The organism is Frankia sp. CgJB1, assembly GCF_977947065.1.
Genome location: NZ_CDWTNB010000098.1, coordinates 1 through 14,374 on the forward strand (window position 1 = coordinate 1; position 14,374 = coordinate 14,374).

At 68.7% G+C, this 14,374-nt stretch carries 13 protein-coding genes and 3 pseudogenes; 7 read left to right on the forward strand and 9 right to left on the reverse strand.

From position 1 onward, the window contains the following. Window positions 1-279 precede the first annotated feature (279 nt). Window positions 280-552 carry a hypothetical protein gene (locus tag AC08OT_RS12450; protein WP_476595882.1) on the reverse strand — a complete coding sequence of 91 codons (273 nt, stop codon included), beginning with the start codon at window positions 550-552 and terminating at the stop codon, window positions 280-282. A 1,309-nt stretch (window positions 553-1,861) separates the two neighbouring features. Between AC08OT_RS12450 and AC08OT_RS12455 the strand changes: the two are divergent. From AC08OT_RS12455 to AC08OT_RS12465, 3 genes and pseudogenes are all read left to right on the forward strand, one after another. Then, a pseudogene (locus AC08OT_RS12455) lies at window positions 1,862-2,569 on the forward strand (ISAs1 family transposase); the annotation flags it as partial. A gap of 239 nt (window positions 2,570-2,808) precedes the next feature. Then, a pseudogene (locus tag AC08OT_RS12460) lies at window positions 2,809-2,952 on the forward strand (transposase); the annotation flags it as partial. A gap of 287 nt (window positions 2,953-3,239) precedes the next feature. Further along, window positions 3,240-3,671 carry a PPOX class F420-dependent oxidoreductase gene (locus tag AC08OT_RS12465; RefSeq protein WP_476593170.1) on the forward strand — a complete coding sequence of 144 codons (432 nt, stop codon included), beginning with the start codon at window positions 3,240-3,242 and terminating at the stop codon, window positions 3,669-3,671. Between the two features lie 223 nt (window positions 3,672-3,894). On the opposite strand, the gene prpB is transcribed toward AC08OT_RS12465, so the two are convergent. Together prpB and AC08OT_RS12475 are read right to left on the reverse strand one after the other, a co-directional pair. Further along, window positions 3,895-4,812 carry a methylisocitrate lyase gene (prpB, locus tag AC08OT_RS12470; protein ID WP_476593172.1) on the reverse strand — a complete coding sequence of 306 codons (918 nt, stop codon included), beginning with the start codon at window positions 4,810-4,812 and terminating at the stop codon, window positions 3,895-3,897. 12 nt (window positions 4,813-4,824) lie between these two features. Then, a complete protein-coding gene (locus AC08OT_RS12475) occupies window positions 4,825-6,336 on the reverse strand; it encodes an MmgE/PrpD family protein (protein ID WP_476602838.1) in 1,512 nt (503 codons plus the stop codon). 253 nt (window positions 6,337-6,589) lie between these two features. Between AC08OT_RS12475 and AC08OT_RS12480 the strand changes: the two genes are divergently transcribed. Together AC08OT_RS12480 and AC08OT_RS12485 are read left to right on the forward strand one after the other, a co-directional pair. Then, window positions 6,590-6,778: a hypothetical protein gene (locus tag AC08OT_RS12480; protein ID WP_462203489.1), complete on the forward strand. Its 189-nt coding sequence runs from the start codon at window positions 6,590-6,592 to the stop codon at window positions 6,776-6,778. A gap of 76 nt (window positions 6,779-6,854) precedes the next feature. Further along, window positions 6,855-7,106 carry a PIN domain-containing protein gene (locus tag AC08OT_RS12485; protein ID WP_476593174.1) on the forward strand — a complete coding sequence of 84 codons (252 nt, stop codon included), beginning with the start codon at window positions 6,855-6,857 and terminating at the stop codon, window positions 7,104-7,106. A 184-nt stretch (window positions 7,107-7,290) separates the two neighbouring features. Here AC08OT_RS12485 and AC08OT_RS12490 read toward each other — a convergent pair whose 3' ends face one another. From AC08OT_RS12490 to AC08OT_RS12500, 3 genes and pseudogenes are all read right to left on the reverse strand, one after another. After that, window positions 7,291-7,869 carry a zinc-binding dehydrogenase gene (locus AC08OT_RS12490; protein ID WP_476593175.1) on the reverse strand — a complete coding sequence of 193 codons (579 nt, stop codon included), beginning with the start codon at window positions 7,867-7,869 and terminating at the stop codon, window positions 7,291-7,293. Between the two features lie 45 nt (window positions 7,870-7,914). Next, window positions 7,915-8,004, reverse strand: a pseudogene (locus tag AC08OT_RS12495) (hypothetical protein); the annotation flags it as partial. A 281-nt stretch (window positions 8,005-8,285) separates the two neighbouring features. Then, window positions 8,286-8,579: a hypothetical protein gene (locus AC08OT_RS12500; RefSeq protein WP_476593176.1), complete on the reverse strand. Its 294-nt coding sequence runs from the start codon at window positions 8,577-8,579 to the stop codon at window positions 8,286-8,288. 289 nt (window positions 8,580-8,868) lie between these two features. Between AC08OT_RS12500 and AC08OT_RS12505 the strand changes: the two genes are divergently transcribed. Beyond that, entirely contained in the window at window positions 8,869-9,450 is a 582-nt protein-coding gene (locus AC08OT_RS12505) for an NADPH-dependent FMN reductase (RefSeq protein WP_476593177.1), read from the forward strand. Between the two features lie 189 nt (window positions 9,451-9,639). Here AC08OT_RS12505 and AC08OT_RS12510 read toward each other — a convergent pair whose 3' ends face one another. Continuing rightward, a complete protein-coding gene (locus AC08OT_RS12510; RefSeq protein ID WP_476593178.1) occupies window positions 9,640-10,923 on the reverse strand; it encodes an L-2-hydroxyglutarate oxidase in 1,284 nt (427 codons plus the stop codon). A 128-nt stretch (window positions 10,924-11,051) separates the two neighbouring features. Further along, complete coding sequence (locus AC08OT_RS12515) at window positions 11,052-12,938, reverse strand: glycoside hydrolase family 15 protein (protein ID WP_476593179.1); 1,887 nt, start codon at window positions 12,936-12,938, stop codon at window positions 11,052-11,054. A 329-nt stretch (window positions 12,939-13,267) separates the two neighbouring features. Between AC08OT_RS12515 and AC08OT_RS12520 the strand changes: the two genes are divergently transcribed. Beyond that, the gene (locus AC08OT_RS12520; protein WP_476593180.1) at window positions 13,268-13,666 is read left to right on the forward strand and encodes a hypothetical protein; all 399 of its coding nucleotides are present in this window, start codon (window positions 13,268-13,270) and stop codon (window positions 13,664-13,666) included. A gap of 11 nt (window positions 13,667-13,677) precedes the next feature. Here the strand turns inward: AC08OT_RS12520 and AC08OT_RS12525 are convergent, their stop codons facing one another. Beyond that, entirely contained in the window at window positions 13,678-14,145 is a 468-nt protein-coding gene (locus tag AC08OT_RS12525) for a PGPGW domain-containing protein (protein ID WP_462203488.1), read from the reverse strand. Window positions 14,146-14,374: the final 229 nt, after the last annotated feature.

Below are 14,374 nucleotides of genomic sequence, written 5' to 3' on the forward strand. Positions count from 1 at the left end.
CACCAACCACACCCTCGCGAGCTTCCGGAACCTCGCCCTCGGAGTAATCTGCCTCAACAAGATCAGAAAGATAAAGGAAACCCTTGAGGGCATCGCCGCCGACCGCTGCAGAGCACTCCCACTCATTGTTACAGCATGTAGCGGATCAACGCGGTGAGCTACCTCACCGAAGCCCTGGGGTCGGATGTCGGCGGCGCGGGGCCGTCCTGCGGGCTTCCGCCGTCTGGCTGCCCCGCTCCGGCGCCTTCCCGAGTTCGCTGGTGACCTCCGCTGCGGACATCAGGACCGTGAGGTTCCCATTCCCTGGTTCTGCAGAGGCGGATGTGCTGGGGTTACCGGGAGCAGGCCCAGCGACCTCAGGATGCGTCCGGTGTCGGCCCCATCGATGATCATGTAGGAGTGGGGGCGCCGGGCGTCGTGGGCGTAGGAGTCCATCATGCCGACCACGCTCGGCTTGATCTGATGACAGTGTTGCAGCACGAGTAGCTCCGCGGGCTCGGTGAACAGCCGGTCGATCTGGTCGCCGTTCTTGCCCAGAGCCTTGACGTCCATGGCGCGAGGGTAGCCAGGCCCCTTGAACAGCCACGCGGCCGATACCTGGCGCCGGCGGGCGAACACCCGTGACGTGTAGAGATCGGATACCTACACGCGCCCTCGCCGCCGATCAAGGATGGCTCTACGCCAGCGGCCCGGTGAACCCGGGGCTCGGCGGCATGGTCGACACCGTCAGATGTTCTGAACGTTTGTTCGATCCGATTGATGATGTCTCGGTCGCCGCGATCATCGTGCATCACCCCTGGTCAGAGCCCGGGTAGCGACCGGTCGGACAGTGATTTCGGGGCCAGCAACCAAGATCAAACAGTTCGGATGTCGGTACGTAAGGTCCACCACGCAACGTGACGAACCGTCTGGCTTAGTCAAATAGGTAAACGCTATGAATTCTGTTGGTTGATCGGTTGGAAGGTGTCCAGGTCCAGAGGTTGATCGATTGGTTCGAGCCCCCAATTCAGTGCTCGAGGTCGACTACAAGGCGTAGCGGGGATAGGCGCGGCTGGTTGATGTATCTCGGCTGCCCTGTACTCACAGGCTGTCTCCGCTGGGAGTCGGAGAAGATCCAGACGGTCGGACGGGCCGCGCCGTATCAGGTTGAGGGAGAGGGTAGGGGCGCGAGTCGGAATGGCGACAGTGCTCGGGCCGTCTGCAATGGTTTTGTAACCTCATCGCGCCTTACGGCCCCAGATGCGGACGGGACGAGCCTCGCGTGAACGTGCGTGTCCGGAAGGAAAACCTGCTGGTCAGCGTGCGTCGTGCCGCTTTCGATAGATCGTCGGTGCGCCGGGGCTCGCGTGAGGTCCGCGCCCGTCTGGTCGCTGGGCCGCCGCACTGCTGCCATCTTCACGCCGGCCCGTGTTCCCGAATGCAGGCGACGTGCCCCCGCCGGGCGTGGGACAGTCTGCGGAGTGCGCCAGTCAAACTTGATCTAACGGGGTGATCATGTTGACGTGGAGTCCATCTGCGGCGTCCTCCGAGGTGGCAGTGTGGCCAGCTGGCCGGGGAAAACGCGACGGCGTCGACGGGAGACCTTTGTCGCCGCCCTAGTGCTGTCCCAGGGCTCCGGCACGTTGGGGATTTGACCGGTTAATCTTACCGGAAGGCTGATGATCTTTCTCGTGGTGGGGCCACGGTCGGGCCACGTGTCGCAGACAGAAAAGCAGGCACGCCGCTTGTAGATCACGCAGGTGTCTAACGTCTTCGTGGTCTGGGGTGCGGCGTGCCTGTGGGGGCATTGTCCCGTGTCGCGGCCGGTGTGGGGGCAGCCGGTGGCGTGTTGCGGGAGGAAATCTGGGAGCGCCTCGCCACGGTGCCGGATCCGCGTTCACCGCGGGGCCGGGTCTACCCGCTGCCGTGCCTGCTGGCGGTGTGGCTGTGCGCGCTGAGCGCGGCCGGCCATGACGCGGCCTGCGCGGTCGGGCAGTGGGTCGCCCGTGCGAGCCCGGCGGAGCTGGCCCGGTTACGGCTGCCGTTCGACCCGTTCACCGGCCGCCACCGGATACCCGACGAAGCGACACTGCGGCGGCTGCTGGCCCGGGTGGACCGCGACGCGCTCGCCGCCGCGCTGCTCGGCGACACCGCCCTCGTCCCAGCGGATGGATCACCCGCGGCGGTGGCGGTCGACGGGAAAACCAGCCGTGGCGCACACAGGGCCGACGGAACCCAGGTGCATCTGCTGGGCGTGGCGACCCACGGGACGGGGCTGCTCGCCGGCCAGGTCGAAGTCGACGCGAAAAGCAACGAAACAGCCGCGTTCCAACCGCTGCTGGGCGGGTTGGACCTGGCCGGGGTGACGGTCACGTTCGACGCGATGCACACCGTGCGGGCCAACCTCGACTGGCTCGTCACCGTCAAGAACGCCCACTACGTCGCGGTGGTGAAGGCCAACCAGCCCCTGCTACGAGCCCGCCTCGCCCGCCTGCCCTGGACCGACATCCCCACCGTCGAGATCACCCGCGACCACGGACACGGCCGTGACGAGACCCGCACGTTGAAGGTCGCCACCGTCGGGTTCCTCGACTTCCCGCACGCCGCCCAGGTCATCCGGATCATCCGCTGGCGGCGGGTGAAAGGGCCGCAACCCCAGCCGCGAGACCGTCTACGTGATCACCGATCATTCTGCCAAGACTGCCAGCCCCGCTCTCCTGGCGGCCTACGCCCGCCGGCCGGCGCGACCACACCACCCCGACTGCCGCACTCGATCTCCACGGCTTTCCCTGACAAACGAATCAGACCGCGATCACGCCGGAGCCCTGCTTCACCTTCGCGACAAGCGTTCCGGTCTACTTCGCCGACCCGCATTCACCCTGGCAGCGGCCGACGAAAGAAAACACCAACGGATTTCTCCGTCAGTACTTTCCGAAATCTACCGACCTTTCTGGCTTCAGTCAAGCTGAACTTGGCTGGAATCCGCCCCTCTTTCCGGGACCAGTGATTTCGGCGGGGAATTGCGCGCACCCCTCCACGTCGGATCGCGATCGACGGGCGTGAGCCGCGTCCACGACCGGCGCGCCCGGGGCGGGCCGGACATCGACGCTTCCGCTGGCACATTGGTGTTGTCCTCGCTCCGCGGCGCCTGCAGCCCTCGGCAAGCCAGTCACGGCGGCGGCCCCCGGGCACTCAGGCCGAGGCGGGGTGGAGACCACCCCGAGAGCCGCCATACCTGTGTGCGGCACCATAATCGTCGTATGACTGGTTCGCCGTTCAGCCCGCGTGACCTGCTCGCGGGCAGCCGTCTCGGTGTACTCGCGACGATCAAGCAGGACGGCTTCCCCCAGTTGTCCCCCGTGATGCCCTACTATCACCGGGATGCGGGCGTCGTCTACGTGTCGACGAGCGAGGGGACGGCCAAAGTCCTGAACCTGCGCAGGAATCCGCGCGCCGCGTTGGAGGTCACCAGCCCCGACGGCTGGTCGTGGGCCACCGCCGAAGGCACCGTCACCGTGACCGGCCCGGGAACCGACCCGAACGGACCCGAGGTGCAAGCCCTGGTCGACTACTACCGCATCGCCGCGGGCGATCACCCGGACTGGGAGGAGTACCGGGTGACAATGGTCTCCGGTCGCCGCGTCCTGCTCACCCTCAAGGTCGACCGCGTCTACGGCGATAAGGTCAACTGATCTGCCCAGTCCGTTTTCTAACGCCGATTTCCACGCAGGAGGTTCGGCGCAACCTCTCAGGCGTACTCGAAGCGCAGGGTCCGTCCGTTCCAGCACGGGATGACAGTGTCGGGGATGGCGGCCTTGCGCGGGGCCGTCGACACGCTGGTGGCGGACGACCAGTTGGCGGACCGCGACGCACCTGGGGCAGTCGTGCGTTTCTCCCGGTACGTCGGCGGCGTCGCTACGACCATTTGACCCCGCCGTTGAAGATCTCGCTGTCGAAGGCATTGTAGTCGGCGTAGTCGATCAGTTCGTAGAGCCGGGCCCGGTGCTGCATCCGGTCGGTCAGCCCGGCCTGGGTGCCTTCGTCGCGGATGCGGCGCAGGCCGTCCTCGACGGCGCCCATCGCCAGCCGTAGCAGGGTCACCGGGTAGATGACGAGGTTGACGCCGACCGACTCCAGCTGCGCGACGGTGAACAGCGCGCTTTTGCCGAACTCGGTCATGTTCGCCAGGATCGGCACGTCCACGGCCTTGCGGATGGCCGCGAACTCGTCGAGGTCGGTCATCGCCTCCGGGAAGATCATGTCTGCGCCCGCGTCGACGTAGGCCCTTGCCCGGTCGGCCGCGGCGTTGAGGCCCTCGACCGCGCGGGCGTCGGTCCTGGCGCAGAGGACGAAGTTCGGGTCGCGGCGCGCCGCGACGGCCGCGCGGATCCGCCGGACCATCTCCTCGGTGGGGACGACCGACTTGCCATCGAGATGGCCGCAGCGTTTCGGGTTGACCTGGTCTTCGAGGTGGCAGCCGGCGAGGCCGGCATCCTCCAGCATCTGGATGGTGCGGGCGACGTTCATCGGTTCGCCGAAGCCGGTGTCGGCGTCGACGATCGCCGGCAGGTCGGTGACCCGGGCGATCGCGCCAGACCGCCCGGCAACCTCGGTCAGGGTCGTCAGCCCGATGTCGGGTAGGCCGAGGTCGGCCGACAGCACCGCGCCCGAGACGTACACCCCGTCGAACCCGAGCTCCTGGATCAGCAGCGCGGACAGCGGGTTGAACGCGCCGGGGAAGCGCAGCAACCCGCCGCCCGCGCTCTGGGAGCGGGCCAACGCCTCGCGCAGGGCGATCCTGCGCTCGGCCGCCAGCGTCTTCGCGTACAGCATCGGTCCTCCCCTCTAGAACAGGCCGGTGACCGAGTCGGTCGAAAGCGGCCAGTCAGGCACCAGGGTCAGCTCGCCGAGCTCGTCGGGCCGCAACTCCGGCAGCCGCACCGCCGCGTCGAGGAAGCGGTCCTGCTCGTCGGTCGGCACGACGCCCTCGGCCAGCCGGCGGAACTTCGCGACATACTCGGCCCGTCCGAACGGCCGGGCGCCCAGCGGATGGGCGTCGGCGACGGCGATCTCGTCCGCGACGACGGAGCCGTCGGCCAGGGTGACGACGACCCGGCCGCCGAACGCCTTCTCGGCCGGGTCGGTCGCGTGGTAGCGGCGGGTCCACTCCGGGTCCTCGACCGTGGTGATCTTCTGCCACAGCTCGACGGTGTCCGGCCGGGCGGCGCGCTCGGGCGCGTAGGACCGCTCGTGGTGCCAGTCCCGGTCCTGCAGCGCGACGGCGAAGATGTAGGGGATCGAGTGGTCGAGGGTCTCGCGGCTGGCCTTCGGGTCGTACTTCTGCGGGTCGTTCGCACCCGAGCCGATCACGTAGTGGGTGTGGTGGCTGGTGTGGATCACGATCGACCGCATCGTCGCCAGGCTGTCGCCGAGGCGCGGGCCGAGCCGGCGGGCCAGGTCGATGAACGCCTGGCTCTGGTACTCGGCCGAGTGCTCTTTGGTGTAGGTGTCGAGGATGCCGAGCTTGGGCTCGCCGGGGCCGGGCAGTCCGACGACGTACTGCGCCGCCGCGCCGTCGAGCATCCAGGCGATCACCCCGTCTTCACCCTCGTAGATCGGCGAGGGCGCGCCCTCGCCCCGCATCGCCCGGTCTACGGCCTCAACGGCGATCTTTCCGGCGAACGCCGGGGCGTAGGCTTTCCAGCTGGAAATCTCGCCCTTGCGGGACTGCCTGGTCGTCGTCGTGGTGTGCAGCGCCTGACCGACCGCCTGGTAGACGGTCTCGGTCGGCAGGCCGAGCAGCGTGCCGATACCGGCCGCGGCCGATGGGCCGAGGTGCGCGATGTGATCGATCTTGTGCTTGTGTAGGCAGATCGCGCGGACCAGGGCCACCAGGATCTCGTAGCCGGTGGCGAGGCCGCGCAGCAGGTCGCGCCCGCCGAGCCCGGCGTGCTGCGCCGCCGCGAGGATCGGCGGGATGTTGTCGCCGGGATGCGAGTAGTCGGCGGCGAGGAACGTGTCGTGGAAGTCGAGCTCACGCACGGCGACACTGTTCGCCCACGCCGCCCATTCGGGCGAGACCCTGGTCTCGGGCGGCAGGCCGAAGACGGTGGCGCCGGCGCGGCCGGCCGGCGGGGCGTGCCGCAGCGCCTGCTCCCGCGCCGCCGTTACCGGCTTGCGAGCTAGGGACGCCGCAGCCACCCCGGCGTTGTCGATCACACGGTTGATGGCCATCTCGGTGACCTCCAGGGTCACCTCCACCGGATCGGACGCGACCGCGGCGATCTTCCAGGCGAGCTGCTCCTCGCGGGCCAGCCGCTCCTCGCTGCGGTAGACACGCACCTTGTGCTCGATCATGCGGTCCTTCTTCTCCTCGGGTCGCGTTTCCGCACGCAAGCTCGAACATTCGCATGCGGTCGAACGACCGGTCCAGGCAGCTACGAGGTCCTCACGGTCAAGCAGCCGTACCCGAACGGCAAGCCCGAGTCGTACGTGCTGGTGCGTTGCGGCGCGCCCGCGCCGGCCCTGACCGGGGACCTCGCCAAGGCGCAGCGGCGACGCTGCCCTCGTCAACGCCGTCATCACAGCCACGGAAGCCAGAACCCAGGCGCTGCTCGAAGCCGGCGTGCCCGGCACCGGAACCGCCTCCGATGCCCTCGTCGTGTGCTGCCCAGACGGCCCCGTCAACGGCCCCCCTGCCGTCCACGGCGCTGAAGCTGGGCCCGTCGCGACGCGATGCCCTCCGAGGACAAGATCAGCCGGCTGCGGCAGCTCATCCGCCGTGTCGAGAACGATCTGAGCACCCTCGACGCCGACGACCGCGCCCAGATCGAGGAGGCCATCTACAACGAGCGGCCCCGGAAGCATCGGGACGCGTGCCGCGGGTATTGGACCGGATGTACCGCCTGGAAATCGATGCCCACGTGCGCACCGTCGCGGCCGCCTTCGATGACCCGCTCCTGCGGTCTCTCGATGCCATTCACCTCGCTACCGCCCTTCGGCTGTCCGACGAGAACGACACCCGGTTGGAGGCGTTCGTCACCTACGACAAGCGCCTTCTCGAAGCGGCGCGCCGAGCCGATCTCCCGACCGCGTCGCCGGGCCCGCACTCTGCTGCGGGGCGGTGATCGTCCCGCCCGCTCCACGGCCGGCACGCCTTGAACGAGCCTTCTGGGCCCAGCTCTCCAGCATCGGTGCCGAACGGAACGCAGACGCAGGGTAAGCGGTGGAGACGGGCCTCCCACCAGAAATATGGAACGCATGTTCGACTCGTCGGCGTCGCCGCCCGTCGCGACGCGGATGGGGGGCAGGTCATGCGGGGGTCAGTACGACCTTGCCTCGGCTGTGGCTGGTGCCGACGTCGCGGTGGGCGTCGGCGGCGCGCTCCAGCGGGTAGGCCTGGCGTAGCCCGATCTTCAGCTGTCCTCGTGTGTACAGCCCGACCAGCTCCGAGAGTCGTGCCGCGGAGCGTTTTCTGCCTAGCCAGCGGACGCCGAGTTCCTGGTAGAGGTCGAAGGCGACGATGGTGCCAATGCGGTGCCGGTCCGGGACGAGTTCGACTGCGGCGCGTAGTCCGTCGGCGCCGGCGGCGTCCAGGCTGGCGGTTACTCCGTTGGGGGCGAGGGCACGTACGCGGTCGACGAGGCCGTCGCCGTAGGCGACGGGGGTGGCGCCGAGGGAGCGTAGGTAGCTGGCGGTGCCGATCACGGTGGCGCCGGCGAGCGTTGCGAGTTGGACGGCGATGGTGCCGACGGCGCCGGCGGCGGCGTGGATGAGGAAGGTGTCGCCTGAGCCGATCTTGAGTTCCTCGACGGCGGTGTGGGCGGTTTGTCCGGCGCCGGAGAGTCCGCCGGCGATCTGTGCGGGCAGTGCGGCGGGTCTGGGTACCACCTGGTCGGTGGGGACGACCAGGTATTCCGCGTAGCAGCCCAGGGAACGGAAGCCGAGGACTTCGTCGCCGGTGGTGATGCCGGTGACGTCCGGGCCGGTCAGGTCGACGGTACCGGCGAACTCGTTGCCGAGTATCTGGGGACGGCTGAGTTCGACGCCGGGGGGGTATCCAGCCCTCGCGGGTCGCCAGGTCGACTGGCTGGACGCCGGCGGCCCGTACCCGTACTCGGATCTCGCCGGGGCCGGGTTCGGGCTGGGGCAGTTCGACGAGTTGGAGGACGTTGGGTGGGCCGGGGTCGAAGAATGCGGCGTCTTTCATCGGTTCCACTCTCCTGTCGGGTTGCTCCGCGCCTCGGCGCGGAGGTGGGGTTTCTGCCGCGTGGCAGCGCGGACATGGGTTTTCCGTACCGGTCTGGTTACCCGTCGGTGACGGGGGCGCCGTGGTCGGCAGGGGTGGGGTGTTCCCGCGTTGTCGCCGTCTTCTTCTCACGGATGGTCGCTGAGATGGTCATGGTCATCAGGTAGGCGCTGGTGATCCATGCCTGGGCGGCGAGCCCGTGCAGCGAGTCCGCCACGGTCCGGGTGGCGGTCGCCATGATCGTCATGTCCAGCGCGGACATGAACACACCGGTGAGGAGCCCGAAGAGGACCACCCGGGTAGTCGTCCGGCTGAGTTCCGGCCCCTCCGCAGGCGCGGCCAGCGCTGACATCCTTGCTCTCCCTCGAAGCGCCCTGCTGCATCCGGTGACGAGGTGGTGACGCGTAAAGTCTGCAACCTCAACCAAAGTTGAGGTCAACGGAGTCGAGAGATGACGTAGTGGGTCGCGCTGCCGGTCGGCCCGCGCGGAGTCGTTCACCGCCGCCCGCATAGCACCCGCATGAATGCGCGGCCCACCGGCCGGGAGACGACCTTGACTTCAATCATGGTTGAGGTTTTAGAGTTCCGGGCGCCTGCTGGCGAGAGCGGATCTCGCCGATTCGCGGAATGAGAGGACTTTCATGCTCGATCAGCCCATCAACCTCGCGGTAGTTATTGGAAGCAACAGGGTGGGACGTTTCGCCCCGGTGGTCGCCCAGTGGTTCACCAAGCAGGTATCCGCCCACGATTCGATCGTCACGAATGTCGTCGACCTCGACGACGTCAGGCTGCCGGAGAGGCTGGGTACCTCCAACGGTCCAGAAGTCGCGGAACTGGCGGACGTCACCCGGCAGCTTGCCGCGGCCGACGCCTTCGTCGTGATCACCCTCGAGTACAACCACAGTTATCCGGCCGTTCTCAAGAATGTCATCGACTGGCATTACACCGAGTGGCAGGCGAAGCCGGTGGGTTTCGTTTCCTACGGCGGCCAGGCGGGCGGCCTGCGCGCGGTGGAGCACCTGCGCCAGGTCTTCGCCGAGTTGCACGCGGTCACCATCCGCGATACGGTCAGCTTCCACGGTGCCTGGGCCCAGTTCCACGCCGACGGCACGCCCAAGGATCCCGAAGGCTGCAACACCGCTGCCCAGACCTTGATCAGGCAACTCGAGTGGTGGGCGGTCGCGCTCGCGGAGGCCAGGGAGAAGCGTCCCTACACGGTGTGAACGGCGGCCTCACGCGGGGGCGGAATCAGGCGGTCATAGCGACGCGTGTTTCGCCAGCAAATCGTTGAAAACCTCGACCGGCTTCGCCCATCCCAGCGTCTACCGTGGCCTGGTGGGTGGCCGCGTCGGGTTTGATGCACGGGTTGCCGCGGGATTGTCAATCTCGGGCTTGTCGGTTTCTCGGGCCCGTCAGCCGGCCCGTTCGGGAACGATTTTGCTGACGATGTGCTCAGCGATCGCCAACGACGCCGTCGCGCCGGGAGACGGCGCGTTACGGACATGCACGACCCGCCCGTTGTGGGACAGGACGAAGTCGTCGACGAGGCTACCGTCGCGGGCGACGGCCTGGGCCCGGACTCCCGCGGGGCCGCGAACCACGTCGGTGGCCCGCAGGTCGGGGACATAGCGCCGGGCCTCGGCGACGAAGGCCCGCTTGCTCGCCGTGCGCAGCATCTCCTTGGCGCCGGTCTTCCAGTGGGTCTTCGCCATCTTGTGGAACCCCGGCCAGGCGAGCGTCCGTCGCAGGTCGGTGCCCTGGACGGTGCCGACCGTGTACCCCTCTCGGGCAGTGGCCAGCACCGCGTTCGGCCCGACCAGGATCTCCCCGTCGATGCGCTTGGTGAGATGGATGCCGAGGAAGGGATATCGCGGATCCGGAACCGGATAGATCAGCCCATGGACGAGGCCACGCCGCTCGGGGCGCAGCAGCCAGTAGTCGCCCCGGAAGGGAACGATCTGCGGGGAGGCGTCCTCACCGGTCAGCGTCGCCACCAGGTCCGACTGCAGCCCGGCACAGGAGATCAGCAGGTCGAACGGCCCGACGCTTTCGGAGACGACGGCGACCCGGCCACCGTCGCGGGACGCTAGCTCGTGATTGCCGTTGGGTCGCGCGCGCGCGGTTCCGGCGACCGTGAGGCGGAGGTGGACGCCGGCTGGGCGATCCTCCACCCCGATCACCTCGGCTCCGGTGCGCACGGCCCCGCCAGCGGCGACGATCTCGGTACGCAGGGCCCGCGCGACCCCGGGATAGTCGATGATGGCGGTGGTGGGTGAGTGCAGGGCGGCGACCCCGCGGGCGTGGGGTTCGACGGACCGCAGCTCGTCGGCGTCGAGCATCCGGGTCCGCGGTACGCCGTTCGCCGCCGCCCGCTTCTCGATTTCGGCCAACCGTTCGAGCTCGCTGTTGTCGATGGCGACCACGATCTTGCCGCACTCGTCGTACCGGATGCGGTGCGTGGCGCAGAACTCCCGCAGCAGCCCGACCCCACGGCGGCACAGGGTCGCTTTGAGCGAGCCTGGGACGTAGTAGAGACCGGTGTGGACGACGCCGCTGTTGCGGCCGGTCTGATGCCGGGCGATGTCCTGTTCCTTCTCGAACACCGTCACGGCCGATCCCGGTTCGACCTGCCCGAGCCGACGGGCGACCGCCAGCCCGAGAATTCCACCGCCGATCACCGCGATGCGACCTGCCACGCCCGTCCCCTGCCCGTCCGTCGAAAGCGTGAATCCCGATCACGCCGATCGTACGAATCCAGTATCGGCGTGCACGGTATGTTACGAGCCGGTAGTCAGCCCGGTAGCCAGCCGGGTGTCCCGCGGGCTCAGCCGAAGAAGTGGCCGGGCGGGTGGGCCCGGTCGGTGCGCGAGCGCGGTGTGCCGCGCAGCGCGTCGGTGAGCGTCCGCGCGGTGTTGACCAGGGGGACGTGGCTGAACGCCTGCGGGAAGTTACCCGTCATCCGGCCCAGCCTGGGGTCGTACTCCTCCGCGAGGAGCCCGACGTCGTTACGCAACGACAGCAGGCGTTCGAACAGCTCCTGAGCCTCGTGGACCCGCCCGGACAGGGCGTAGTTGTCGGCCAACCAGAAGGTGCAGGCCAGGAAGGCGCCCTCGCCCGCGGGCAGTCCGTCGACCGCGCCGTCCTCGGCCGTCGGATACCGCAGGACGAACCCGTCCTCCATCAGCTCCCGCTCGATGGCGGCGACTGTTCCCACGGCGCGGGGGTCGGTGGCGGGCAGGAACCCCACCAGCGGCATGTACAGCAGCGCCGCGTCGAGTTCTTTGGAGCCGTAGAACTGGGTGAAGGTGTTGCGTTCGGAGTCGAACCCGCGGGTGCAGACCTCCGTGTGGATCTCGTCCCGCAGCGCCGACCAGCGGTCGACGGGGCCCGGTAGCCGGGACTCGACGATCCCGCGTACCGCCCGGTCGGCCGCGACCCAGGCCATCACCTTCGAGTGGACGAAGTGGCGGCGGGGGCCGCGTACCTCCCAGATGCCCTCGTCGGTCTTCCGCCAGCCGGTCTCGAGGAAGTCCATCAGCTTGGTCTGCAGCGGCCAGGAGTCGTCCGCATGGCTCTCGGTGATGGTCTGCCCGCCGGGGAGCGCTAGCCCGGGCACGGGCTGGCGACGGTTGGCGACCGCGACCCGCGCGACATGCAGGGCGTCGAGGACCTCGCCGTAGACGTCGAGCTGGAACTGGTCGACGGCGGCGTTGCCGACCCGCACCGGGGCGGAGTTCTCGTACCCCGGTAGCCACGGGATCTCGTATTCGGGCAGCCGGCGTTCCCCGGCCACGCCGTACATGATCTGTACCCGGGAGGGGTCGCCGGCGACCGCGCGCAGCAGCCACTCCCGCCAGGCGGTTGCCTCGCTGGTGAACCCGGCGTCGAGCAGGGCGAGCAGCGTGATCGTCGCGTCCCGCAGCCAGCAGTACCGGTAGTCCCAGTTGCGCACGCCGCCGATGTGTTCCGGCAGCGAGGTCGTGACGGCGGCGACGATCCCTCCGGTCGGGGCGTAGGTGAGCGCCTTGAGGGTGATCAGCGACCGGCGGACGGCCGGCTGCCACTGGCCGTCGTAGGTGCAGCCCGCCATCCAGGCCGACCACCACGCCTCGGTGAGGGTGATCATGCGCCGGACGTCGTGGGACGGCGGGGGAGTCTGGTGGGAGGGGGTCCAGGTCAGCGAGAACGGTACCGACTGGCCGGCGGCGACGTGGAAGTCGGCGTAGGTGGCCATGTCGTGCCCCTCCACCGGGGCGGTTGTCCGCAGGGTGACCGCATCCGGCCCGGCCACCGCCGACATGGTGTGCTCGTCCACCCGGCGGACCCACGGCACGATGGAGCCGTAGTCGAAGCGGAACCGGGTCTCCGATCGGAGGTGGACCGCACCCTCGAGGCATTCGACCAGGCGGAGCACGGTGTGCGTGCCGGCGCGGGGGAACATCGCGTCGACGATGCGCACGGTGCCGGACGCGGTCGTCATGTCCGTCTCCAGCACCAGCGTGTCGCCCCGGTAGCGCCGGCTGATGCCCAGGACCGGCTCGACGGGCGCGATCTTCCAGTGGCCGGCCTCGGAGTCGCCGAGCAGGGCGGCGAAGCACGACGGCGAGTCGAATCGGGGCAGGCACAACCAGTCGATCGACCCAGTGCGCGACACGAGCGCCGCGGAGTGGGTGTCGCCGATCAGCGCGTAGTCCTCGATCAGGGATGGCACGACCTGTTCCTCGCTCCCATGGTCCACTGGTTGTGATCATCGTTGGATCGATGATCGTCGGATAATTGATGATCATCGGGGTCGATGTCATCGGGGTCGCCCGCCGTTGGGCGCGATCGCGGGCACAGCGCCGCCGGTCGACGGTGAACCGGTACGAGCACGCCGCGCAGCGGTGGGCCGGCGGTTACCCGTGGCGGAGGTCGCTAAGCCTCATGAGGGCGTTTACCTTACGGACCCGCTCGGCGGACTACGTTGGGGGTCCGGTCATGGCGGTGCTCCAGTCGTCGTCCGGACCAGATTTCCTTCCCCGATGTGACAGGACTCACCACGTGGCCCCATCGTCGTCACCTGCTGTCACCCGTGCCGCTCGCTACCTGGCCGACCCTCGGCGCCAGACGATGGTTGTCGTGGCGGTACTCGCCACCATCGGCCTGATCGTCTTCGGGATCTACGCGACGTTGGACGGGCCGCCGCCGCAACAGGAGGCCGTCGTGTACTTCGCCCCGGGAGCCACCGAGGCGCAGAAGGACGCGGTGCGCGCCGCGTGCCCCTCGGTGGGCAGGGCCATCCAGCTGCCGAAGGACCGCAACCAGCTGGCCACCAGCCGGATCTATCCGCTGCGGTACGACGTTGCGAAGGCGTCGACCGTCGACCGCGCGGCCCTGTACAAGTGCGTGTACGCCCAGCCGCACGTACTCGGGATCAGTCAGGTCACCCAGGGCCAGTAGACCTTCGCCCATCAGGATCGACTCTTCTCCGGCTCCCGTTGGGCGAGGAGTTCGGCGGGCGTGGGCCGGCCGGCATCGCGGGCCTCCTTCGCCTGCCAGAGACTCACGATCATGGTGGTCAGGATGACGAGCCCACTGAGGATCAGGCTTCCGCCGGACCACCCGGAGGACGCGGGAAGGGTGTCGACCACGATCCACGCGATTCCCGCGGCGATCATCCCCAGCGCGAACAGAATCGTGAACGCCGACGAGAACCGGTTCGCGGCCGCCTGATCGGCGAGGTCGGCGGCCTTGCGCCGGGCCTGCTCGAAACGGCCGCGCGCCCACTCGTACTCCAGGCTCAGGATGAAGAACCCGAGCGCCACGACGAGGAATCCCGGGCCCGGCAGCGCCAACATCGCGATCCCGAGGCCGAGGACGCCGAGACCCAGCACGGTCAGGGCGATCCGGCGGAACAGGCGGGCGCTTCGGGTCAGCACGTCGGGTAACCCTCCTGAGCGGATCGTGGACGGGGCGGGAGTGTCCTCTGGGACGGTGCTCTACTGCGACGCTCTTCCGTCATAACGCATCACGCAAGAACATCGTGGCGGGGATCTCCTCGACCTCCTCGACCGATACGTGTCGTGATGCCGACATGCCGACGGGGTGCGGGGATTCGCGGCTCCGTGGGGGTAGGGCCGGGCGGGCCCTCCGGGCGCACCGTCTAGG